The sequence below is a fragment of the Streptomyces sp. NPDC059477 genome (assembly GCF_042749375.1).
Taxonomy (GTDB): domain Bacteria; phylum Actinomycetota; class Actinomycetes; order Streptomycetales; family Streptomycetaceae; genus Streptomyces.
The window spans coordinates 160603-183231 of the sequence record NZ_JBHYUG010000005.1 but is presented as its reverse complement, the minus strand read 5'-3'; the positions used below and the strand labels follow the sequence as shown (position 1 = coordinate 183231).

The 22629-nt window shown below is 70.6% G+C and carries 20 protein-coding genes and 2 pseudogenes; 13 read left to right on the top strand and 9 right to left on the bottom strand.

What is annotated here, in order from left to right; translation table 11 throughout:
• The 3 genes and pseudogenes from ACFXAZ_RS04570 to ACFXAZ_RS04560 all read left to right on the top strand — a co-directional run.
• Nucleotides 1-888: pseudogene (locus ACFXAZ_RS04570) on the top strand (hypothetical protein); the annotation flags it as partial.
• Between the two features lie 83 nt (nucleotides 889-971).
• Entirely contained in the window at nucleotides 972-1349 is a 378-nt protein-coding gene (locus ACFXAZ_RS04565; RefSeq protein WP_384584929.1) for a hypothetical protein, read from the top strand.
• A 150-nt stretch (nucleotides 1350-1499) separates the two neighbouring features.
• Nucleotides 1500-2654, top strand: a complete 1155-nt coding sequence (locus ACFXAZ_RS04560) for an acyltransferase family protein (RefSeq protein WP_384584926.1) — start codon at nucleotides 1500-1502, stop codon at nucleotides 2652-2654.
• A 47-nt stretch (nucleotides 2655-2701) separates the two neighbouring features.
• Here the strand turns inward: ACFXAZ_RS04560 and ACFXAZ_RS04555 are convergent, their stop codons facing one another.
• A complete protein-coding gene (locus tag ACFXAZ_RS04555) occupies nucleotides 2702-3088 on the bottom strand; it encodes a hypothetical protein (protein ID WP_384584923.1) in 387 nt (128 codons plus the stop codon).
• A 214-nt stretch (nucleotides 3089-3302) separates the two neighbouring features.
• On the opposite strand from ACFXAZ_RS04555, the gene ACFXAZ_RS04550 reads away from it, so the two are divergent.
• Nucleotides 3303-4292 carry a class I SAM-dependent methyltransferase gene (locus ACFXAZ_RS04550; protein ID WP_384584920.1) on the top strand — a complete coding sequence of 330 codons (990 nt, stop codon included), beginning with the start codon at nucleotides 3303-3305 and terminating at the stop codon, nucleotides 4290-4292.
• A gap of 157 nt (nucleotides 4293-4449) precedes the next feature.
• Here ACFXAZ_RS04550 and ACFXAZ_RS04545 read toward each other — a convergent pair whose 3' ends face one another.
• Complete coding sequence (locus tag ACFXAZ_RS04545) at nucleotides 4450-6030, bottom strand: methylmalonyl-CoA mutase (protein ID WP_384584917.1); 1581 nt, start codon at nucleotides 6028-6030, stop codon at nucleotides 4450-4452.
• Between the two features lie 358 nt (nucleotides 6031-6388).
• On the opposite strand from ACFXAZ_RS04545, the gene ACFXAZ_RS04540 reads away from it, so the two are divergent.
• Nucleotides 6389-7258 (top strand): L,D-transpeptidase family protein, encoded by an 870-nt coding sequence (locus tag ACFXAZ_RS04540; protein ID WP_384584914.1) that lies wholly within the window; start codon nucleotides 6389-6391, stop codon nucleotides 7256-7258.
• 266 nt (nucleotides 7259-7524) lie between these two features.
• Here the strand turns inward: ACFXAZ_RS04540 and ACFXAZ_RS04535 are convergent, their stop codons facing one another.
• The 5 genes and pseudogenes from ACFXAZ_RS04535 to ACFXAZ_RS04515 all read right to left on the bottom strand — a co-directional run bounded on the left by ACFXAZ_RS04535 (nucleotide 7525) and on the right by ACFXAZ_RS04515 (nucleotide 13068).
• Entirely contained in the window at nucleotides 7525-8634 is a 1110-nt protein-coding gene (locus ACFXAZ_RS04535) for a hypothetical protein (protein ID WP_384584912.1), read from the bottom strand.
• A complete protein-coding gene (locus ACFXAZ_RS04530; protein WP_384584909.1) occupies nucleotides 8634-9296 on the bottom strand; it encodes an RNA polymerase sigma factor in 663 nt (220 codons plus the stop codon). The genes ACFXAZ_RS04535 and ACFXAZ_RS04530 overlap by 1 nt, the downstream gene beginning before the upstream one ends.
• 664 nt (nucleotides 9297-9960) lie before the next feature.
• A complete protein-coding gene (locus ACFXAZ_RS04525; RefSeq protein ID WP_384584906.1) occupies nucleotides 9961-10383 on the bottom strand; it encodes a hypothetical protein in 423 nt (140 codons plus the stop codon).
• Between the two features lie 504 nt (nucleotides 10384-10887).
• Nucleotides 10888-11322: pseudogene (locus ACFXAZ_RS04520) on the bottom strand (hypothetical protein); the annotation flags it as partial.
• A gap of 153 nt (nucleotides 11323-11475) precedes the next feature.
• Nucleotides 11476-13068: a glycoside hydrolase family 20 protein gene (locus tag ACFXAZ_RS04515; RefSeq protein ID WP_384584970.1), complete on the bottom strand. Its 1593-nt coding sequence runs from the start codon at nucleotides 13066-13068 to the stop codon at nucleotides 11476-11478.
• A 126-nt stretch (nucleotides 13069-13194) separates the two neighbouring features.
• Between ACFXAZ_RS04515 and ACFXAZ_RS04510 the strand changes: the two genes are divergently transcribed.
• The 5 genes from ACFXAZ_RS04510 to ACFXAZ_RS04490 all read left to right on the top strand — a co-directional run bounded on the left by ACFXAZ_RS04510 (nucleotide 13195) and on the right by ACFXAZ_RS04490 (nucleotide 17515).
• Nucleotides 13195-13860 carry a 2-oxo-4-hydroxy-4-carboxy-5-ureidoimidazoline decarboxylase gene (locus tag ACFXAZ_RS04510; protein ID WP_384584903.1) on the top strand — a complete coding sequence of 222 codons (666 nt, stop codon included), beginning with the start codon at nucleotides 13195-13197 and terminating at the stop codon, nucleotides 13858-13860.
• Nucleotides 13861-14111: 251 nt separating this feature from the next.
• Entirely contained in the window at nucleotides 14112-14492 is a 381-nt protein-coding gene (sdhC, locus tag ACFXAZ_RS04505; protein WP_384584900.1) for a succinate dehydrogenase, cytochrome b556 subunit, read from the top strand.
• Between the two features lie 5 nt (nucleotides 14493-14497).
• Nucleotides 14498-14980 (top strand): succinate dehydrogenase hydrophobic membrane anchor subunit, encoded by a 483-nt coding sequence (locus ACFXAZ_RS04500; protein ID WP_384584897.1) that lies wholly within the window; start codon nucleotides 14498-14500, stop codon nucleotides 14978-14980.
• A gap of 19 nt (nucleotides 14981-14999) precedes the next feature.
• Nucleotides 15000-16754 carry a succinate dehydrogenase flavoprotein subunit gene (gene sdhA / locus ACFXAZ_RS04495; protein ID WP_384584894.1) on the top strand — a complete coding sequence of 585 codons (1755 nt, stop codon included), beginning with the start codon at nucleotides 15000-15002 and terminating at the stop codon, nucleotides 16752-16754.
• Nucleotides 16754-17515, top strand: coding sequence for a succinate dehydrogenase iron-sulfur subunit (locus ACFXAZ_RS04490; RefSeq protein ID WP_384584891.1), 762 nt, complete (start codon nucleotides 16754-16756; stop codon nucleotides 17513-17515). Before sdhA ends, ACFXAZ_RS04490 begins: the two co-directional genes overlap by 1 nt.
• A gap of 104 nt (nucleotides 17516-17619) precedes the next feature.
• On the opposite strand, the gene ACFXAZ_RS04485 is transcribed toward ACFXAZ_RS04490, so the two are convergent.
• On the bottom strand, nucleotides 17620-20193 hold the full coding sequence (locus ACFXAZ_RS04485; RefSeq protein ID WP_384584888.1) for a DUF4132 domain-containing protein: 2574 nt from the start codon (nucleotides 20191-20193) through the stop codon (nucleotides 17620-17622).
• The gene (locus ACFXAZ_RS04480) at nucleotides 20193-20585 is read right to left on the bottom strand and encodes a hypothetical protein (protein WP_384584885.1); all 393 of its coding nucleotides are present in this window, start codon (nucleotides 20583-20585) and stop codon (nucleotides 20193-20195) included. Before ACFXAZ_RS04480 ends, ACFXAZ_RS04485 begins: the two co-directional genes overlap by 1 nt.
• A gap of 68 nt (nucleotides 20586-20653) precedes the next feature.
• On the opposite strand from ACFXAZ_RS04480, the gene ACFXAZ_RS04475 reads away from it, so the two are divergent.
• The 3 genes from ACFXAZ_RS04475 to ACFXAZ_RS04465 all read left to right on the top strand — a co-directional run bounded on the left by ACFXAZ_RS04475 (nucleotide 20654) and on the right by ACFXAZ_RS04465 (nucleotide 22594).
• Nucleotides 20654-21085, top strand: coding sequence for a VOC family protein (locus ACFXAZ_RS04475; RefSeq protein ID WP_384584882.1), 432 nt, complete (start codon nucleotides 20654-20656; stop codon nucleotides 21083-21085).
• Between the two features lie 74 nt (nucleotides 21086-21159).
• Entirely contained in the window at nucleotides 21160-21888 is a 729-nt protein-coding gene (locus ACFXAZ_RS04470) for a TetR family transcriptional regulator (RefSeq protein WP_384584879.1), read from the top strand.
• 91 nt (nucleotides 21889-21979) lie between these two features.
• Nucleotides 21980-22594, top strand: a complete 615-nt coding sequence (locus ACFXAZ_RS04465; RefSeq protein WP_384584876.1) for a Uma2 family endonuclease — start codon at nucleotides 21980-21982, stop codon at nucleotides 22592-22594.
• Nucleotides 22595-22629 lie beyond the last annotated feature (35 nt).

Below are 22629 nucleotides of genomic sequence, written 5' to 3'. Positions count from 1 at the left end.
CGGGCCGACTGGGCGGACACGGCCGTGGGGTACGCCACGGACGCGGGGGACGCGGCGGCCGAGGCACGGGACAACGCCGAAGCCGCCGACGCGTCGGCGGCACAGGCCGCGGCCTCCGCGAACCAGGCCGAGGACGCCGCGGCCGTGGCCCGCTCCGCCGCCCGCAGCGCCAACTACTCCATGAACCAGGCGTACGCCTCCGCCGGCCAGGCCCAGGCGTCCGCCGCCTCGGCCGCCACGTCCGCCGCGAACGCCCGCGCCTCGGCGGTACAGGCGGGCCAGGACGCCGCCACGGCAGCCGCCGCGGCCAGCGACGCCCTGCGCATCGCCCGGGAGAAACGCCAACAGGAGATCGCCGCGGCAGCGGCGGAGGCCGAGCGCAGGGCACGGGAGGCTCAGGAGAACGGCACCGTCCCGGCCGACACCCCGGAGAGCGACACGAACAAGGTCAAGGAGGAGGGTGAGTTCCTCGGCCTGACCGCGGAGGAGTGGGCGACCTACTCGGGCCGTGTCAGCACGGTCGCGGGGACGATTTCGGCGCTCGCGGGTGGCGCGGCCCTGATCCTCATGTTCGTCCCGGCCGCCGGGTGGGTCCCGGGTGCCCTGCTCGGCGCCATCTCCGTGGTCGCGGGCGGCGTCTCGGTCGTGGCGGGCGGGGTGAACGTCATTGCGACCGGCTTCGCCACCGGCTGGGGCAGCGACGAGTTCAACAAATCCCTCGGACTGTTCGCCACGAGCGCGCTGTTCTTCGGCAAGGCCCGTGCCCTCGACTGGGCCTCCGACCGGGTCTCGGGCCTCGCGGGGATCGCAGACGAGGTCGGTACGAAGGTGTCCGGCTTCCTGGAGGACACCACCACGGCGGTCCTCGGCTGGCTGAACTGGAGCTGACCGGCCACCGGCCGAGGAGCATCCGCGCTGTGGGTGGGCGGACCCGGGTGGGGCCATCCACCCACAGCGCAGGAAGGTACGGCATGGCAGCACAGCATCTGAGCGTGGGGCAGTGGTGGATCGTCGCGGTGGCCACCTCCGCGTTGTTCGTCGTGGCGTTCCACTTCGCTGTACGGAACCGGAGGGCCACGGCGTACGCGCTGATTGCGCCCGTCCTCGGTGCGCTCTCCGTCGTCGCGCACAGCCGTGCCCGGGGCCAGACCGGAACAGAGGCGCTGGTCATCTTCGCCGCCTGCACGTTCTCAATGACTCTCGTACTGATCGTCATCAGGTACGAGACGCTCAAGTCCGAGCAGAAGGCGCGGGCCGGGGAGAAGTACGTCCTCCCGAAATGGAAGGCCAATGTCTACGGGCTGCTGACAGTGGCCTTTGCCTGTGTGATCGCCTTCCTCCTGCTGTGAGCCGACCCCCACTCCGGCATCGAGGTGAACTACTGGGAACAAGTAGGCAAACCCGACCGCCATCGAACGAATGGGCGTCAACTTGCGTCCTAGGGTGACTGCTGGCGTCACATGATATGGACGGATCCGAGGTAGCCGAGGTATGCGAGCGTGACCGAGACGGTCGTCAGCACAGCCAAGACCCCACCCGCCACGCCCGCGCCCGCGCCGTCGCGCGTCTCCGGTGCCCCGCCACGCCCCGCGGGCAAGGGCAGCGGTCGGCTGCGCGCCCTGGACGGGCTGCGGCTGCTGGCCGCGCTGATGGTGGCGCTCTACCACTACGGCGGTCGCGGCGGTGAGGTGACCCGCGCCTGGGGGTCGTCGGCCCAGGACCAGTTCCCCACCCTCCACTCATGGTTCGCCTACGGCCCGCTGGGCGTGCAGATCTTCTTCGTGATCAGCGGGTTCGTGATCTGCATGAGCGGCTGGGGACGGCCGCTCAAGTCGTTCTTCGCCTCGCGTGCCTCCCGGCTGCTGCCCGCGTACTGGGTGGCCGTCGTCCTGGTGACGGCGGTGTTCGCGCTGCCCGCCGTGATGTACGAGGCGGTGACGCCGAGCGAGGCGCTGGTCAATCTGACGCTCCTCCAGGAGCCGGTGGGCGCGCACCGGGTGCTCGGCGTCGACTGGACGCTGTGGGTGGAGATTCGTTTCTACGCGCTGTTCGCACTGTGCCTGGTACTACCGGGCGTCACCCGGCACCGGGTGGTGCTGTTCTGCTCGGTCTGGACCCTGGCGGCGGTCCTCGCGCAGGCCGCCGACGAGCCGTTCCTCACGCTGCTGCTGATGCCCGAGTACGCGCCCTTCTTCATCGGCGGCATGGGCATCTACCTGCTGTACCGCGACCGACGGGACGCCCTCGCCTGGGGCATCGTCGCGGTGAGCTGGCTCACCGGCCAGCACTACGCCGTCGCGAACCTGTGGCGCGCGCACCGCGTCGACGAGTTCTCCTACCGCTCGGCCTCCATCATCGTCCTCATCGTCACGCTCGGCTTCCTCGCGGTCCTCGCCATCGCGCTCGGCTGGCTGAACTGGGCGAGCTGGCCCTGGCTGACCGTCGCGGGCGCGCTGACGTACCCCTTCTACCTCGTCCACGAGCATCTGGGCTGGGTGGTCATCAAGGTCCTGCACCAGGACCTCGGCCTGCCGTCCTGGCTGACGCTGGCGGCCACGCTGGGGGCGATGCTGCTGCTCGCCTGGCTGATGTACCGGTATGTCGAGCGGCGAATGACACCGTGGCTGCGGGGAGTGCTCACCCGGGCGCACTGAGCGCACCGGGCGGCGACGCCGGGTCACCGGTACGGGCGGCCAGGGGGTCAGGTCGCCAGGAAGAAGCCCAGGACCATCATCGTGACCGTCGTCATGCAGAGGACGAACACGTACCCGGCCGGGAACGCAGGTGGCGGGCCCGGCCTGCGGGCTTCGACGCCATAGGCGCGGAGGGGGCCGGCCAGCAGGAGCAGACCGAGCGCGAGACCGCCCCAGGCGAAGGCGAACATCACCAGCGACTGCCGGACATCGAACGGTCGCGGTCGGGCCGCGCCGTCCCCGATCATGAGGACGCAGAAGAGGGCGGAGACCGGCCACAGAAAGACCTGCACCTTCCGTGGCAACCGCATGGTCACATGAATGGCCAGGCTCAACAGCGCGGTGGCGCAGACCACCATGAGTATCGGATATCCCAGTGGAAGCCGAGCGAGCATGGCTTTCCTTTCCCCCCTGCCGCCTGAATGAATATCAAACGCTTTCACGAAGATGCGTGACAGATGAGGCTCATGGGCCGTCCGACCATGGAGTTTCCCTGGGGGAGTGGAGACATTGCACCGCTGTTCACCTACCGGTCGGTTTTCTGTGAGCTGCCTGGGCAGAGGCTGAGAAATCACCAGCACACCCACGCACAAGGAAGTGCTCCCCCCGATGACCGCTGTACAAGGCGTGACCCGACCACACCCTGCCACCCCCGGCTCCACCCTCCACACCACCGCCCCTCCCCCGCCGCCCCGCCGCCTCGACGACGTCAAGGGCTGGTTCCCGCCCTTGGATCAGTTGCTCTTCGACTGGTTCCTGGACCGCCAGGAGGCCGGCGGTCTGCGTGGGGATCTGCTGGAGGTCGGGGTGTTCATGGGCAAGAGCGCGATCTTCCTGGGCCGGCACCGGCAGGAGGGCGAGCGGTACACGGTGTGCGACCTGTTCGAGGGCGACGCGCCCGACGGCGCCAACCGGGCCGAGTCGGTGAAGTCGTACGGCTCCCTCAGCCGCCGGGCGTTCGAGTCGAACTACCTGGCCTTCCACGACGCACTGCCCCGCGTCCTCCAGGGCCCCAGCTCACTCGTCCCCGGCGAGGTCGCCCCCGCCAGTTGCCGTTTCGTGCACATCGACGGCTCGCATCTGTACGAGCACGTGCACGGCGACATCGGCGCCGCCCAGGACGTGCTGCTCCCCGACGGGATCGTCGTCCTCGACGACTTCCGCTCCGAGCACACCCCCGGCGTCTCGGTCGCCGCCTGGGAGGCGGTGCTCAGCCGTGGCCTGCGCCCGATCTGCCTGACCACCCAGAAGCTGTACGGCACCTGGGGCGACCCGCGACCGGCGCAGGACGCGCTGCTGGAGATGGTGCGGGCCCGCCAGGACTGCGACCTGAGCATCCAGCAGGCGGCCGGCCACCGCCTGATCCGCCTCAAGTCGCGACACGGCATGACCGCCCCCGCGTTCCCCCCGTCCCGCCACGCCGATCCGGAGCCCGCGCCCGCGCCCCCCGCAGAAGCGTTCCCCCAGCAACGCCGCCCGGCGCCCGGTCCCCGCCGCCCCCGCAGCCGCGCCCGCCGCCTCGCCCACGACCTGCTGCCCCCACTGGTCACCCGGGCGATCCGCAGGGCCCGAACACCCCGGCGGGCGACGGTGGACTGACCGGCCCGGTCAGCCGTCCAGGAGGGTGTCGACCGAGACCTCGGCAGCCCCGCCGGCACTCCCGGGCAACGGCACCCTCCCATCCCGTCCGCGTGGCACAGCACCTCACCGTGCCCGCGATCGACGACCAGGCAGGCCGACGAGCCATCACCCCCGCTCAGAACACCTCCGTCGGCGTGTACTTCCCCCACACCTCCCGCAGCGCCCCGCACACCTCCCCCACCGTCGCCCGCGCCCGCAGGGCGTTCTTCATCGGGGGCAGGACGTTGCCGGTGCCCTCGGCGGTGCGGCGCAGGGTGGTGAGGGCGGACGTCACCGCGCGGGTGTCGCGGTCGGCGCGGAGGCGGGCGAGGCGTTCGGTCTGGCGGGCCTCGATGGCGGGGTCGACGCGCAGCGGGACGTACGGCTCCTCCTCGTCCAGGGCGAACCGGTTGACGCCCACCACCACCCGCTCACCCGCGTCCGTCTCCTGGGCGATGCGATAGGCGCTGCGCTCGATCTCGGACTTCTGGAAACCCTGTTCGATGGCGGACACCGCCCCGCCCAGGTCCTCGACCCTCGCCATCAGCTCCAGCGCGGCGGCCTCCACGGCGTCCGTCAGGCTCTCCACGGCGTAGGACCCGGCGAACGGGTCCACGGTCGCCGGCACATCCGTCTCGTACGCCAGCACCTGCTGGGTCCGCAGCGCCAGCCGGGCCGCCTTGTCCGTCGGCAGCGCGATCGCCTCGTCGAAGGAGTTGGTGTGCAGCGACTGGGTGCCGCCGAGCACCGCCCCGAGCGCCTGTACGGCGACCCGGACCAGGTTCACCTCCGGCTGCTGGGCCGTCAGCTGCACCCCGGCCGTCTGGGTGTGGAAGCGCAGCATCATCGACCTCGGGTCGCGCGCCCCGAACTCCGCGCGCATCACCCGCGCCCAGATCCGCCGCGCCGCGCGGAACTTGGCGACCTCCTCCAGCAGCGTCGTACGCGCCACGAAGAAGAAGGACAGGCGCGGCGCGAAGTCGTCGATGTCCATCCCGGCGGCAACGGCCGTCCGCACGTACTCGATGCCGTCGGCCAGCGTGAACGCGATCTCCTGCGCGGGTGACGCGCCCGCCTCGGCCATGTGGTAGCCGGAGATCGAGATGGTGTTCCACCTCGGCATCTCGGCCCCGCAGTACCGGAAGATGTCGGCGGTCAGCCGCAGCGACGGCTTCGGCGGGAAGATGTACGTCCCCCGCGCGATGTACTCCTTCAGTACGTCGTTCTGGACCGTGCCGGTCAGCCGGTGCGCGGGGACGCCCTGCTCCTCGGCGACCAACTGGTACAGCAGGAGGAGCAGCGCCGCCGGGGCGTTGATCGTCATGGAGGTGGAGACCTCGCCGAGCGGGATACCGGCGAACAGGACCCGCATGTCCTCGATCGAGTCGATGGCCACGCCCACCTTGCCGACCTCGCCACGGGCGAGCGGGGCGTCGCTGTCGTACCCCATCTGGGTGGGCAGGTCGAACGCCACCGACAGTCCGCTGGTGCCATGGGCGATCAGCCGCTGGTAGCGGGCGTTCGACTCCGCCGCCGTACCGAAGCCCGCGTACTGGCGCATGGTCCAGGGGCGGCCCGTGTACATCGTGGGGTACACCCCGCGGGTGAAGGGGTACGCCCCGGGCTCCCCCAGCCGTACCGCCGGGTCCCACCCGGTCAGGACGTCCGGGCCGTACACCGGTTCGATGGGCAGCCCGGACTCCGACTCACGGGCCATGGCAGACGCCGTCTCAGGTGCCGGTTCGCGTGCCGGTTCGCTTGCCGACTCAGGTGCCGGTTCCCGTGCCCGGTCACGTGCCGTCTGCGGTGCCGACTCCCGTTCCACCTCACGTGCCATGGTGTGCCTCCGCCGTGCTCGTGTCCCCGTGTCCCGGGTGTCCCCATGTCCTGGGTGTCCCCATGTCCTGCGTGTCCCGGGTGTTCCCGGTGCCCTCGGTCCCGCCAGAAGCGTGGTCCTGCGCCCTCCCCACGATGCCGTGCCGTTCGCAACCTGTCGTGTGCGGGGAACATCTCAGGTGACACGGAGGGCACCCAACCGGGTCCACCGCTGACGCACGCGAACGAAAGGGCCGCACATGCGGAGGTACGGCAGGGGGCGGGCGCTCGCCGCGGTGGCGGTGCTGACGACGGTCGGTGCGTGCACCGTCCAGACGGAGGGCGCGGACAGCAAACCGGTGTCCCCGGAACGCGTCGATGCCACCGGCACCACCCCCGGCCCCGGGGCCGCCGCACCGCCCACCCCCTCGGCACCCACCCCTTCGGCGTCCCCCGAGCGAACCCCGGCCCCACCCCCACAGCCACCCCCCGCCCCCGCCCCCGCGCTGTGGACCCGCGGCGACACCGGCCGTGACGTGCGCGAACTCCAGGCCCGGCTGCGTCAGGTCGCCTGGCTGTTCGACGGGCCGACGGGGACCTACGACGATCTGACCGAGCGCGCGGTCAAGGGCTTCCAGGGCAAGCGCGGGCTACCGCCCACCGGCGAGACGGACACCGTCACCTGGCAGCGGCTGCTGGGCATGACGAAGGAGCCCGGACAGTGGGAGCTGTATCTGATGGGCGGCCAGCAGCCGGACATGCCCGACCCGCGCTGTATGACCGGACGGGTGCTGTGCGTGAGCAAGTCCAGCCGCACACTGCGCTGGATGGTGGACGGACGGACCGTCACGACCACCGAGGTGCGGTTCGGCTCGGAGTACACCCCGACCCGCGAAGGTGTCTTCCAGGTCTACTGGAAATCCCGCGACCATGTGTCGACGCTCTATGACTCTCCCATGCCGTACGCCATGTTCTTCAGCGGCGGCCAGGCCGTCCACTACTCGTCCGACTTCGCCGCCCAGGGCTACGCGGGCGCCTCGCACGGCTGTGTCAACGTCCGGGACGAGAAGCTGATCGCCGACCTGTTCACGCAGGTGAAGAACGGGGACAAGGTCGTCGTCCACTGGTGACGCCGAATGGAGCGGGCGCGGGGCGAGGGGAGATGGGGCGCGGACGGGACCGGGGGAACGTGTCCCGCCCGCGCCGAGTGCACGTGCCGCAGGTACGGGGGGAACCCCGGCACTGTGCAAAGGGCCGATGACCAGTCGGCTCACCTACTACTGCGTCACCCGGCCCGAAAGTGTCACACCGTACGAGAAGAAACTTTTCGCCACTATGAAAGCGCAGGTCAGGAGGGATGACGGGCAGGCGGCTCAAGGGTCACGCGACAGCGTTGTCAGGGCGACGGTACGGTGATCGGGGCCGGGCCCGAGCCCGATTCACCGGCACCGGACCGGCCGCGCCGCCGCTCGGCCTCGCGCTCGGTGCCCTGCGCGGCGGATGACGCACCACGCTCGGCCTGCGTGCCCCAGCGGCCGGTTTCTCCGTCACCGCTGCCGTCACCGCTGCCGCTGCCGCTCCAGCGACCGTCTCCCCCGCCTGCGGATGCACCGCCCCAGTCACCGTCACGCCCCCAGCCCGATTCCTGGCCACCCTCATCGCCGGCCTTCTGGGACGTACCGACAACACCGTCCACGCCCTTCGACTCCTTCGCCTCCTTCGTTTCCTTCACCTTCGTCTCCTTCACCTCCTTCTCGCTCTTCTCCTTCTTGTCCTTTTCCTCTTTCTCTTCCTTCTCTTCTTTCTCTTTCTTGTCTTTCGTCTCCGCGCTGGTACCGCCGGACGGGGCGTCGCTGTCCGTGTCCTCCACGGGGTCGGAGGGTGCGGTGGAGGGCCCCTTGCCGGGCTGGGGAACGGAGCCGGGATCGGCGTCGGCGGGGGGCGCGGACTTCTGGCCGGGCTCGGCGGGCGTCGGTGAGGGCGTGGATGCCGGGGCGCCGGTGGGCGGCTGGGTCGGGACGGTGGCGGCGGGCCCCGGGCCGACCTTGTCGTCGAACGGCGTCGGCAGCACTCCGGTTGCGGCGGCGGCGCTGATGCCGCCGATCATCACGACGGCCAGCGCGGCGGCCAGGCCGAGCCGCAGCTGACGGCCCCGGCGGGGCACCGGATCGCAATCCCCGCGGGCCGCCGGGTTGCCCCGGCGCGAGGAACGGCCACCGATCCGGATGAGCCCGGCGTCGGAGGTGCGGGGGGCGGCAAGATCGCCGGTGAAGGGGCAGTCGGCCTCGCCGAGATCGGCGCGCGCTTTGCGGAAGGCGGCCAGCGCGGCGGCCTCGCCGGGGAGTTCCTCGCTGGTCAGAGGGGTGGGCGGGGACAGTGCGCCCAGTGCCTGCGCGAGCCGGTCGGCCTGGTCGCGGGCGTCGTCGTCGAGAGCTTCCAGAGGCTCTCCGCGCAGCAGGCGCTCCACCGTTTCGCGGTCCAGCCATCTGAAGTGCTCGTCGGCCATCACATGTCCTTCTGCGTCCGCGATCGCGAATGCGTCACACTCGCGGACGTCACCGCACGATGGTGCGGTTCCCGCTGGGCGGGGAGGGCGTCGAGGGCGTCGGCCGATTCCGGATCGTCGCCGATGAGTTCGGCGAGCCGCTTGAGCCCCCGGTGGGCGGCGGTGCGGACGGCGCCCGCGCGTTTGCCGAGTGTCTCGGCGGCGGTCTTGGCGTCGAGTCCCACGACGACCCGCAGGACGACGGCCTCGGCCTGGTCCTGCGGCAGCCGGGCGATGAGGGAGAGGGTGCGGCCGGTGGCGAGGGCCTCGATGGCCTCGCCCGCGGTGTCGGAGTCGGCCGGTCTGCCGGTCAGTTCGGCCTCGTCACCGCCTATCGCGGGGCGGCGGCCCCGCATGCGTATGTGGTCCAGCGCGCGGTTACGGGCTATCCGGGCGGCCCAGCCGCGGAACCGGTCGGCGTCCCCGCTGAAGCGTTCCAGGTCGCGCGCTATCTGGAGCCATGCCTCGGAGGCCACGTCCTCGGCGTCGGGATCGCCGACGAGTGTGCGTATGTATCCGAGCAGCCGCGGGTGCACCGTGCGGTACACAGTCCGGAACGCGGTCTCGTCCCCGTTCTGTGCCGCAAGCACGGAGGCGGTCAACTCGGCGTCGTCCCCCAGCACACGCGCGCCCTCTCTGCGCCTGGACCCGTACCGCCGGTGCGGTGCGGGTGCTTGCCGTCGTGGTCGGTCGGTGGGTCCCCTGGTCCTTCGTCCCTCGTGGCCTTTATCCCTCTGGGCCTTCGGCGCGAAAGGCACGTTACGTCTTGAAACCGCTCCCCGTCCATGACGGTAAAAGATGCAACTAACTCGTGACGAGATGGGGTGTGACAGAAAACGCACCTATGGCGCTGAAGGTAGTACGGGCCGCCGCGCGGCCCGTGCCGCGCGACGGCCGGGGCCTCTCCTGTGGGGGGTGGCGGCCTCGGCCGTTGCCACGGCTCCCTCGCCTCCGACCAGGCAACATTCGCCGCGCACGGGGCCTCTGCACAATCAACGCGTGACCACCGCGCCCTGGCGTCCTCTGCTCGCCCACGCCGGCGCCTCCGTATCGGACATGGCGCGCGCCCCGCCCACCGGCGAGGACGACGCCGACGACACCGACCGCGGGCAGGTCGCCGTACCGTACGGGCCCGGCCTGAGGACCGGGTTCTCCTTCACCATCACCGGCCTCGGCCACTCCAAGGCCGCCCCCTACGCGGAAATACCGCCGACGACCGACGCCCCGCCAGCCTGTCCCCACCCCACCCCACCCCACCCACGCCCAGCGGCAGCACCCCCGCCCCCGCTAACGCCCCGCCGTGGCATCCCGGCACAGCAACCGCAGCGACCCGTCCTCGGTGAAACATCGCCGCGCCTCATCGATCGGGTCCCACAACCGCCCGTCCGGCGTACGGACCCAGTGGTCACCGCCGCTCGCCCACCACTCGGCACCGGTCTGACGCACGATCACCTCACCCGCGTACGCGCCTAACCCGCGCAGCACCTGCTCGGCGGCGGCGTACGGGGTGCCCTCCCGGCGCAGTTCGTCGATCAGCCGGTCCGCGCGCCACAGGGACTGTGCCGTGTAGTCGAGGCGCAGCCGGGCGCCCTCGCGCAGCGTGGACACGACATCGGCGGCCCACCGCACGGGCTTGGCCGCGGCGGAGGGCCGGGGGGAGGCGGTACCGGTATCGCCGGTCTCACTCGAACTCGAACTCGAACTCGTCACATTCACAAGAGCGCTGCGGCCAGGCATTTCGTCACAGCGATCATGGGACGGCGGCAGAAAGGCCCGGCCCCTGGGCGTACCGGGCCCGCCGGGACACCGCCGCGCGCAGCCCCCGCCGTCCCTCCGTGGACACCTCCAGCACTCGGCGCAGTCCGCCGCCGCCGTACCAGGAGAAGGCTCATCCACGCCTCAGGGTCCGAGGCACCACCGTCGCCGAGCCCGCACGTCCCCTACCGCGTGCGACCGGCGTGGAGTGTCACAGCGGCCGGTGACGGCGCGTCGGGTCTACGGGGAGTGCGGTACGACGCCCAGCCGGTCCAGCAGCCGGAAGAACAGCGCCTCGGCCAACGGTTCGGCATCGAAGGCATCGGATGCGTCAGAGGCATCAGAGGCGTCAGAGGCGTCAGAGGCGTCAGAGGCGTCAGAGGCGTCGAAGGCATCATCACCCCCCGCAACACCCCCTCCCACACCCCCCGCGTCCGCATCCCTCTCCTCATCGGCCCCGGCGGTGAACACCTCGACCAGATCCCGCGCCCCCACCGTGTGCCCGGCCTCCGCCGCCCAGGCGACCGACCGCTCGGCGGCGTCACGCGGCTCCAGGAAGTAGTCCTCCAGGGTGAGCCCCTCCGACTCGGCGCCGAGATACCCGGCCATCGCGGCCCGTACCAGACAGCTGCTCCACGCCCCGCTCTCCGGTGCCGCCGCCTCCACCACCACACAGGCGCTGTCCATGACGTACCCGAAGAGGGCGGGCGCCCCGCTCTCCAGCGCGAGCGCGTTCATGCTGCCGACCTCGCCGTCCCCGCCCGGGTACTCCCACACCTGCCAGCCGCCGGGCGCCGACCGGTACGGCCGAAGCTCCGGCACCCCCGCCAGCGCCGCGTACTCCCCGAGCGGTCGCTCGCCGCGCCCCACGACGAAGTACCCCCAGTAGCCCATCTCCGGTTCCCCCCGGTCTCGGCCCCGCACACCCGCACGGAACACCGCACAACGGTCGTACGGAATACATCACAGCCGCACGCGGCTCCGCAGCCGGATCCGGCAATCCCCGCCCGATCGAACGCCGGCGGCCCCTCCCCCGCGCGCCCCGCCTCAGCCCACCCGGTCGGCCAGGGTCCGGAACTCCTGCCAGGTCAGGTCCGGCCGGTCGGGGTCCCACAGTTTCTGGACGGTGGCCCGCAGCGGCATCCGGATGCCCGCGGCGACCTGGTCCTGGGTCTGGGCGCCCGCGATGTCGCACCACACCGCGAAGGAGCCGCCGAGTATCTGGTCCTCGTAGCGGGCGGCGACCGCGCCGGTGCCGCGCAGCACCCGGGGGGTCCACTGCTCGTAGATCCGCTGCCCGGTCGGATAGACGAACGTCTGCGGTTCGCCGAGCACGTAGTAGAGGAACTCGTCGTTGTAGTTGAGCACGTCCCGGCCGGTGCGCAGGTACTCCACGGGCTCCCGGGCGCCGATCTCCTTGCCCGTCCAGTACGCGGCGATGATGTCGTCGTCCGGGGTCACGGACGTACCGGCGTAGAAGCCGTCGTTCCAGGCGCGGGGGGTGCGGTCGTGGGCGCGGACGGTGGCGGCGCGGTCGTTCAGCCAGCCGGTGGCGAGGTCGGCGATGGTCCCGCCGGGCCCGTACTCCGCTCGCGCGGCGCTCGCCAGGCCCGGGTAGGACGCCTCGGGGTCGGGCACGGTCAGCGCCCGGTACTCGTCACCCCCCAGATGCCACTGGCTGCCCGGGAACAGCCCGGCGTACTCGTCGAGCAGTTCGTCGATGAGGGCCGCCGCGTCCGGATTCGCGATGTCCACCGCGCCCGTCGCCGCCACCCCGCTCGCGTTGCGCAGTTGCAGCTCGGGATGGGCCTTGAGCACCGCGCCGAGATGCCCCGGCGAGTCGATCTCCGGTACGACGGTGATGTGCCGGCTCTCCGCCAGCGCGACGATCTCCCGCACCTGCGCCGTGGTCAGATGGACCTTGGACACGATCTCCGGGTGGGTGTCCGACGCGATCCGGAAGCCCTGGTCGTCGGAGAAGTGCAGGCCCAGTTCGTTGAACTTCAGATCGCCGAGTTCCCGTACCCGGTCCTCGATCCAGTCCGCGGTGAACGGCTTGCGCGCGATGTCCAGCATGAACCCGCGCCGCGGCTTGGCCGGCTCGTCCCGCACGACGCCCTCCGGCGCCGTACCACCGCCCGCCACCTCCTGCTTCAGCGTCCGCGTCCCGTAGAACACGCCCGCCTCCCCCGGCCCGCTGATCACCACCCGCCCCCCGCCCACGGTCATCGCGTACGACTCCGGGTTCGCCCCCTCCTCGCCACCGAGCGCCAGCCGTACGTCCCCGGCGCGCACGTCCGTCCGCTCCCCGGCGTACGTCAGGCCCAGCTCACCGGCGAGCAGCTGTCCCTCGTCGGCCAGCGCGGCATCGTCGACCACGACGCGGTAGCCGCTCGCGGGCCGCCAGCCGGGCCCGCGGGCCGCGGTGTGGGAGCGCACGGCGGGTATGGTCCGCGGCGCCTGGGACAACGCGTAGGTGCGGGACGGGGTGGGGCTGGGGCTGGGCTCCGCGCTGGGGGTGACCTGGGCGGACGCGCCCGTACCGACCGGGTTGTCGTCGCCCCCGGTGGCCCACAGTCCGACGCCGACGCCGAGCACGACCACGGCGGTCGCGATCAGCAGCGCCCTGCGCCGCACGATCCGGTCCGTCTGCGCCGGTTCCCGGCGCTGGTGCTCGCCCACCTCGTCAACGTAATGCCGACCGGTCCCCCGTACGCCCTCAAACTCTTCCGTCCGAGTGAAATTCGGATAACCGTCGGACGCGCAATGACCACTCTGGATACCGTGACGGCACCTCTTTCACCCGCCCAGCCCGCCCATCTCCACCCATCTCCACCCTTCTTCCCCCCATCCCCGCCCATCCCTCTGCCGACTTACGACGTGACACGCCTCCTTCCCGAGCAGACCCGCTCCGCGCCGGCCACGCCCGACACGCCGACCGCGCTCCAGCGCTTCAACACCGCACCGGCCCCCGAAGCGCGCCGCACCCTGCTGACCTGTCTGCGCAGCCCGCGCTGGGCCGAGCGGATCGCCGCCCACCGCCCCTACCCCGACCTGGACTCCCTGCTCGCCGCGTCGGACGAGGCCGCCTACGACCTGACCTGGCCCGAACTGGCGGAGGCCCTGGCAGGCGAGTCCCTCCCGCCCCTGCCGGACGACACCTACTCCGCGGCCCACACCGCCCTGGACGCGGCCCACACCGTGTACGAATCCCGCTTCGGCCATGTGTTCGTCATATGCCTGGACGAAGTCCCCCCGAACGAGTCCCTGAACCACACCCTCACCGCCCTCCGATCACGTTTGACGAACGATAAGGAGGACGAGCGGGTGATGACGGCGGAGGAACTGCGGCGCCTGGCGAAAGGGCGACTGGCAACCGCCCTCAGGAGCAGCGCGCTCAGGGGCAGCGCGCTCAGGGACGCGGGGCTGTAGTCGATCTGCGGCTGCCGCCGCGCGGGCGCGACCAGCCACGACGAACCCTCAGACGGCCTACAACAACCCATTCCACCCCATTAGCCGCGAATCCCCCATCCGCGTGCCACTTTGATCACACAGCCACACCCCCGCTAAGCGGCAAGCGCAACCGTGGATACCATGCGGGGGGCCGGTGGACCGTACCCGGCCGGGCCCGACCGACAGCACAAGCCGGCGCGGCTCCAACCCCCGCTCCCGGAGGAACTTCCGTGCCGGCTGGAACGCTGTACCGCGGCCGGGAAGGAATGTGGTCATGGGTGGCTCATCGAGTCACCGGCGTCCTCATCTTCTTCTTCCTGTTCGTACACGTGCTGGACACCGCTCTCGTACGTGTCTCCCCCGAGGCCTACGACGAGGTCGTGGCCACGTACAAGACGCCGATCGTCGCCGTGCTGGAGTACGGCCTCGTCGCCGCCATCCTCTTCCACGCGCTCAACGGCCTGCGTGTCATCGCCGTCGACTTCTGGTCCCAGGGCGCGCGCTATCAGAAGCAGATGCTCTGGACGGTCATGGGCATCTGGGTGGTGCTGATGCTCGGGGCGATCTACCCCGTCCTCGGCCACGCCGCTCGTGAAGTGTTCGGGAGCTGACGCGCATGTCCACGACTGAGAACCTCGCCTCCGGGATCGGTCCCGTCGAGAGCGCGCCCGTCTACACGGTCGACAACCCCGCGCCGCTCATCGAGCCGCCGCGGCAGCGCACCAAGAAGACCCCGCGTTCCACGCGCGGCAACTTCGAGATGGCCGCCTGGCTCTTCATGCGGCTGTCCGGTGTCGTGCTGGTCGTCCTGGTCATCGGCCATCTGCTGATCCAGCTGGTGCTGGACGGCGGTGTCTCCAAGATCGGCTTCGCCTTCGTGGCGGGCCGCTGGGCCTCCCCGTTCTGGCAGGTCTGGGACCTGCTGATGCTGTGGCTCGCGATGCTGCACGGCACCAACGGTCTGCGCGTGATCATCAACGACTACGCGGAGCGCGCCGGCACACGGCTGTGGCTCAAGGGCCTGCTGTACACCGCCACGGTGTTCACCATCCTGCTGGGCACGCTGGTGATCTTCACCTTCGACCCGAACATCCGCTAGGCACGGGGTTACGAGACTCATGAAGATCCACAAGTACGACACCGTCATCGTCGGCGCCGGTGGCGCGGGCATGCGCGCCGCCATCGAGTCGACGAAGCGCAGCCGCACCGCCGTGCTGACCAAGCTCTACCCCACCCGCTCCCACACGGGCGCCGCGCAGGGCGGCATGGCCGCCGCGCTGGCCAATGTGGAGGAGGACAACTGGGAGTGGCACACCTTCGACACGGTCAAGGGCGGTGACTACCTGGTCGACCAGGACGCCGCCGAGATCCTGGCGAAGGAGGCCATCGACTCGGTCCTCGACCTGGAGAAGATGGGCCTGCCGTTCAACCGCACCCCGAACGGCACCATCGACCAGCGCCGCTTCGGCGGGCACTCCCGCAACCACGGCGAGGCGCCGGTCCGCCGCTCCTGCTACGCGGCCGACCGCACCGGCCACATGATCCTCCAGACGCTGTACCAGAACTGCGTGAAGGAGGGCGTGGAGTTCTACAACGAGTTCTACGTCCTGGACCAGCTGATCACCGAGGTCGACGGCGTGCAGCGGTCGGCGGGCGTGGTGGCCTACGAACTCGCCACCGGCGAGATCCATGTCTTCCAGGCGAAGGCCGTGATCTACGCGTCCGGCGGCTGCGGCAAGTTCTTCAAGGTGACGTCGAACGCGCACACGCTGACCGGTGACGGCCAGGCGGCCGTGTACCGGCGCGGGCTGCCGCTGGAGGACATGGAGTTCTTCCAGTTCCACCCGACCGGCATCTGGCGCATGGGCATCCTGCTGACGGAGGGCGCCCGCGGTGAGGGCGGCATCCTGCGCAACAAGGACGGCGAGCGCTTCATGGAGAAGTACGCGCCGGTCATGAAGGACCTGGCGTCCCGTGACGTCGTCTCGCGGTCCATCTACACGGAGATCCGCGAGGGACGCGGCTGCGGTCCCGAGGGCGACCACGTCTACCTCGACCTCACGCACCTGCCGCCGGAGCAGCTGGACGCCAAGCTGCCCGACATCACCGAGTTCGCGCGCACCTACCTGGGCATCGAGCCGTACACCGACCCGATCCCGATCCAGCCCACCGCGCACTACGCGATGGGCGGCATCCCGACCAATGTCGAGGGCGAGGTGCTGTCCGACAACACCACCGTCGTCCCGGGTCTGTACGCGGCCGGCGAGGTCGCCTGTGTGTCGGTGCACGGCGCCAACCGGCTGGGCACCAACTCCCTGCTCGACATCAACGTGTTCGGGCGCCGGGCCGGGATCGCGGCGGCGGAGTACAGCCGGCGGGCCGACTACGTGGAGCTGCCGGAGAACCCGGAGTCGCAGGTCGTCGCGCAGATCGAGCGGCTGCGCACCTCCACCGGCACCGAGCGGGTCGCGGAACTGCGCCGTGAGCTACAGGAGACCATGGACGCCAACGTCATGGTGTTCCGCACCGAGCAGACCATCAAGACGGCCGTCGAGAAGATCGCGGAGCTGCGCGAGCGCTACCGCAATGTCTCGATCCAGGACAAGGGCAAGCGGTTCAACACGGACCTGCTGGAGGCCATCGAGCTGGGCAACCTGCTGGATCTGGCCGAGGTCATGGCGGTCTCCGCGCTGGCCCGCAAGGAGTCGCGCGGCGGTCACTACCGCGAGGACTACCCCAACCGCGACGACATCAACTTCATGCGCCACACCATGGCGTACCGCGAGGTGGGCGCCGACGGAACCGAGTCGATCCGTCTCGATTACAAGCCGGTCGTCCAGACCCGCTACCAGCCGATGGAGCGTAAGTACTGATGGCAACCCCCGTTCTGGACAAGGTGGAGGCGGAGGCCGCGGCGTCGCCGTACATCACGGTCACCTTCCGTGTCCGCCGGTTCAACCCCGAGATCTCGGCCGAGGCGACCTGGGAAGACTTCCAGCTGGAGATCGACCCCAAGGAACGCGTCCTCGACGGTCTGCACAAGATCAAGTGGGACATCGACGGCACGCTGACCTTCCGCCGCTCCTGCGCGCACGGCATCTGCGGCTCGGACGCCATGCGGATCAACGGGAAGAACCGGCTGGCCTGCAAGACGCTGATCAAGGACCTCAGCCCGGACAAGCCCATCACGGTCGAGCCCATCAAGGGCCTGACGGTCCTGAAGGACCTGGTCGTGGACATGGAGCCGTTCTTCCAGGCGTACCGGGACGTGATGCCGTTCCTGATCACCAAGGACACCAACGAGCCGACCCGCGAGCGCTACCAGTCGGCCGCGGACCGCGAGCGGTTCGACGACACCACGAAGTGCATCCTGTGCGCGGCCTGCACCTCCTCGTGCCCGGTGTTCTGGAACGACGGCCAGTACTTCGGTCCGGCCGCCATCGTCAACGCCCACCGCTTCATCTTCGACTCGCGTGACGAGGCGGGCGAGCAGCGCCTGGAGATCCTCAACGACCGCGACGGCGTGTGGCGCTGCCGCACCACCTTCAACTGCACGGACGCCTGCCCGCGCGGCATCGAGGTGACGAAGGCGATCGCCGAGGTGAAGAAGGCGCTGATCACCCGGCGGTTCTGACCGTCGTACCGGCCTTTTTCCGAGGGGCCTGTTCCCCGCCGTCCTGAGGGTCCTGCTCCCCCGCTGTCCTGGGGGAGCAGGACCCTTCGGCATGTCCGCCGCCGCTACAGCTGGCTCAGGATCGTCGGGTCGGTGATCTCCGTGTCCGCCGCCAGCATCATCGCCTTGCTGAGGATCACCGCGAGCATCCGGTCGCCCTCGTACGGCAGATAGCCGGCCTGCGCCCCGGCGGTGCCGCCACCGGACTTCGGGACGATGCACAGGTACCGGTCGTGCGGTGAAATCAGGATGTTGCCCGAGCCGAGGTGGATCTTGTACGTGTGGCGCTCGCCCTCGACATACAGGAAGCGGCCCTCCAGCCGGCAGCGGCCGGCTATCGCGAGGCGGGGTATCAGCCGCTCCAGGAGGACCCGGCGGGTCTGCGCGGTCTGATTGAGTTCACCGAAGCCGTACGACGTCCAGTACTCGCGGTAGCGGCCCTCGGGTCCGCCGTCCTGCCAGGTCGGGTCATTGCCGACGCTGGCGACGCCGACGAACAGGTCGACGTCCCGCAGGACTTCCGACAGCACCAGGGGCGGGATCCCGGACAGGGGCAGGGCCTCGACGGGATCGGCTCCGTCGCCCAGCCACATCCCGTACTCGCCGCCGCAGCAGTGCGCCCAGTTCCCCGGCGCGTCGATCGGGTAGAAGCGGACCTGGTCGGTGCGCAACCGCAGGAAGCTGCCGGACTCGGTGGTGTCGATGCCGTACTCCCGGCCGTCGCCCTCGATCCAGTACTCCGCGCGCAGTCCCCATTCCGGCAGCTCCCGGACGGCGGGCGGGGCCTGGTCGTCGACGCACAGCCGCAGTTTGTTGCGCCAGCCCCGGACGGCGGCCAGGGAGTGGAACTGGTGCTGGCGCAGGATGTGCGCGGCGAACCGGTTGGAGTAGGTGCCGGTGGCGCGCTCGGCGTCGGTGAGGAGGTAGACCTCGCGGTGGGCCTGCTTGAACGGCTGGGTGATGCCGTGCCGCTCCAGCCAGTCGCGCCAGGCGACGATCCGCGCCGGTTCATGGTCGACCGGGTGCCATACGGTCACCTCGCGGCCCTCGGTCACCGGGGTGTCGGCGAGGGTGCGCAGCTCGCCGTCGGCGAATCCGACGGTCGTGTTCCCGTCGATGGTCCAGAGCAGGCGCCGGGCCAGGGTGCCGACGAGGGGGTGGTCCAGGTAGCGCTCGCGCCAGGCGGCGTACGGCCAGCTGCGGCGGGCCAGGAACTGGCGGTCCAGGCGCTCGCTCTGCGCCGAGAGCATCTTGTCGATGTCCTTGACCGCCGCCTTCAGCTCCTTCAGCTCGTCGGCGTGGTCGCGGCGGACGGCGGCGGGGATGCCCTTGACGGTTTTCCCGGATGCGTTGGACCAGGTCAGGGTGGCCTTGGCGCCGTGCACTTCCAGGACGGCGGTGGCCTCGCCCAGCCGGTGTTCGGCGCGGCCGACCTCGGTCAGGCCGTAGGCCGGGACGGCGAGTTCCTCGATCTCCTCGCGGCTGAGACCGAGTGCCTGTGCGCGGGTGTCCAGCGCGGCGTCCACCAGCTTGAGGGTGCCCTTGTAGGTGACGCGGGTGGCGAGGCGGGCCAGCTCGGCGAGAGCGGCCTCGTGCTCGATCCGCGCGAGGGCGTTGACGGCGGCGTTGGCGACCTTGGGGTTGACGGGACCGACGCCGGGGACACGGCGGAGGGAGGTGTCCACGAGGGCGCCCAGGGTGCGGGCGGTGAGGGGGGCGTGGGAGGTATCGGTGGCGTCGGCTGCGCCCTCGGTCGGCAGGAACGACACCAGCCAGATCAGCCCCCGCAGCCCGGTCGCGTTGTACGGGTCGAAGGTGGCGGCGGGGTCGTTTCCGTACTGCCCCGGTTGCAGTGGGGCCGTGCGGGGACGGCCCACCAGGGACAGCCAGTCCAGCAGCCGTGCGCGGGCCTCGTCCGCGCCCACGGCGTCGATCAGTGTCCGCCCCGCGCGCTCCCACTTGGTGGACGGGCGGGCGGAGTTCGCGGTGATGGCGTGGGCGAGCAGCCGCCGCCAGTCCTCGCCCTTGTCCGCCTTATCTGCTTTGTCTGTCTTGTCCGTCGCTGTGAGTGCCTCCAGGTCGGCGAGAGCCCGGTCCGCCCATGCCTCGCCGGGGTTGAGCACCGGGGCGGTCGGGGCGATGCGCTCCACCAGGGGGCTCAGGTCCTTGCCGCCGTACCACATCGTCAGCTGTGAGCGGCGGATCAGGGCGACGAACAGGCCCGGCAGCGCGTGTCCCTCGTCCAGCTCGGCCTCGGCGAGCCGGATCAGACCGGCCGTCTCGTAGCTCATCTCCTGCACGGCGGCCAGCGTCATGAGGGCCTCGCGGGTGTCCCGGGACGACTCGCTCACCAGGTCCGTGATGTCGAGGTGGGCGAACAGGATCGCGATGCGGCGCGGGTCGGACGAACCCCGCTCCGCCTCCTGGTAGCGGGCGGCGAGGCGGCGCACGAGTCCGCCCCGGAAGGACCGGTCGGTCCAGCGGACGGCGTCGATGACCTGACGGGCCGTCCTCCAGTCGTCCGCGATCACCTCGGCGAGGGCGAGCAGCTCGGGCACCAGCCCGTCGAGCTGCCCGTCGGCGATCAGCTTCAGGCTGGGGGCGGCCTCGTCGGCGTACCGCTCGGGTGTGCCGGCCATCAGCCACCCACCAGGGCGACGAGCTTCAGGAACGTGACCTCGGTGCCGAGCGCCAGGTCGATCTCCTCGTCGGGGTCGGTGACCTGGCGGTCCCCCACCAGCACCAGGAACCCGTTGCCCGCGAACGCCGTCAGCGCCAGCTCCGACTGGGTCTCGGGGTCTATCCGGCGGGGTGTGCGCAGCGCGTAGCCGTTGATCACCCGCTCGGTGTCCGTGGGCTGCACCAGGCCCCGGAACACACCGGGTGTCCGCGCGTTGAACTCGGCCACTTCCTGGAACACCCGGCGCCGGATCAGCTCACGCACCGTGAGCCGCTCCTCGGCGATCTCCAGTCCCCAGGACGCCGAGCGGTCCCCTGTCGTCGTCTCGTCGACGAACGTCACCATTCCCATGCCGACGACAGTACGGGCCACCACTGACAATGCCGGGCTGCGGCCGATCATCCACCTACTCTGACGGTATGTCAGACAACCAGTCGTACGAACTGCTCGGCTTCGACAACGTCCTGCTCCCCGTCGGGGACCTCGGCGAGGCGGTGGCCTACTACGAACGCGCCGGGTTCACGGTCGGGTTCCGCTTCGACGAGGCCGGGATCGCGCTGCTGAAGGTCGGCGCCGAGGCGCCCGGCATCCTGCTGCGGCACGAGGAGGGGGTGGGGCACCGGCCACCCCCGTGGCCGTCGGCGCGGGTGTGGCTGGAGGTGCCGGACGCCCGCGCCGCCGCCGACCGGCTCGCGGGGGCGGGCATCGCCCCGCTGGACCCGCCGTTCCCGGTGGCCACCGGCTGGACGGTCGAGATCGCCGACCCGTGGGGGAACGTGCTCGGCTTCACCGACTACTCCAAGCGGCCTGAGCTGGGGCGTACGGTGTCGGCGCACTCGGCGGCGTCCTGAGCCCTCGGGGAACGGACCGTGCCGGTGACGGCCGCCCGCTGCCGGGCGCGCGGCGGTCGTTAGGCTCACTCCCCATGCCCGCGAAGAACGAAGGCGACGAAGGCGACGAACGCCCCGGCGAGGGCGGCGCCCCCAGCAAGTCCCGGCAGACCCGGGCGCTGATCCTGGAGACGGCCATGCGGCTGTTCCAGGAGCGGGGCTACGACCGGACGACGATGCGGGCCATCGCCCAGGAGGCCGGCGTCTCCGTCGGAAACGCCTACTACTACTTCGACGGCAAGGAACACCTGATCCAGGGCTTCTACGACCGGCTCGCCGCCGAGCACCAGCATGCCGCGCGGGAGGCCCTGGACCGGGAGACCGCCCTGGAGGCGCGGCTCGCGGGGGTGCTCACGGCGTGGCTGGACGTCGCCACGCCGTACCACGAGTTCGCGGTGCAGTTCTTCAGGAACGCCGCCGACCCCGACAGCCCGCTCAGCCCGTTCTCCCCGGAGAGCGAGCACGCGCGCGAGGAGGCGATCAGCGTGCATCGCGAGGTGCTCGCCGGGTCGGCCACCAAGGTCCCCGAGGAACTGCGCGACGCCCTTCCCGAGCTGATGTGGCTCGCTCAGATGGGCCTGTGCCTGTACTGGATCTTCGACCGCACCCCCGGCCGCGAGCGCAGCTACCGCCTCGCCGCGCGCGGCGCCCGGCTCACCGCGCGCGGTGTCTCGCTGGCCCGCTTCCGGGTGCTGCGCCCGCTGGTCAGAGAGGTGCATGAGCTGTTCACGGACTTCTTGCCGGGGATGACGAAGACGGGGTGAACCCCGTTCGGGTGAACGGCCCGGAACGGGACAGAGGGCTTGCGGCCTGCCTACGATGATGCTCTCGATACCAGCCCACAGGAGGCACGCGATGTCCGCAGCATCCGTCGAGCAGTTCTTCAACGACGAGCGGTTCTCCCTCACCGCGATCGCCGACGAGATCATGGAGCGCCATCCGGGCTACCGCGTCGAGATCATCGGAGGCCACCTCCTCGTGACCCCTTCTCCGGATGCCCCCCACGCCCGCGCCCTAACGAAGCTGATGAGCCCCTTCATGGCTGCCGGGCTGGACGGCGGCGAGACCGAGGTCCTTCAGAACGTGGCCATCTGGCTGCCCACCGGGGTCGAGGACTACGCCATTCCCGACCTCTCGGTGGTGGACGCCGACGTGGACCACCACCTCATCGAGAACAACGCGTACGACCCGGTCTGCTTCCGTCTCGTCCTGGAGGTGACCTCCAAGAACTGGAAGGACGACCTGAGGACCAAGGTAGGCGCCTACGCCGAGGCGAACGTCCCCGTGTACCTCATCGTCGACCGCAAGCATCAGCGGTTGCACGTCCTCACCGAACCTACCGGGGGCGAGTACACGAGCCACCGCATTCACGCTCCTGGTGAGACCGTCACGCTGCCCGACACGGTAGGCGCCGAGGTCACCATCGACGTCGAGAACATCATCAAGGAAGGTCAATCCCGCGCCAGTTGACCACGTCCGCCTCCTCCTCCAGCATCACCACGTCG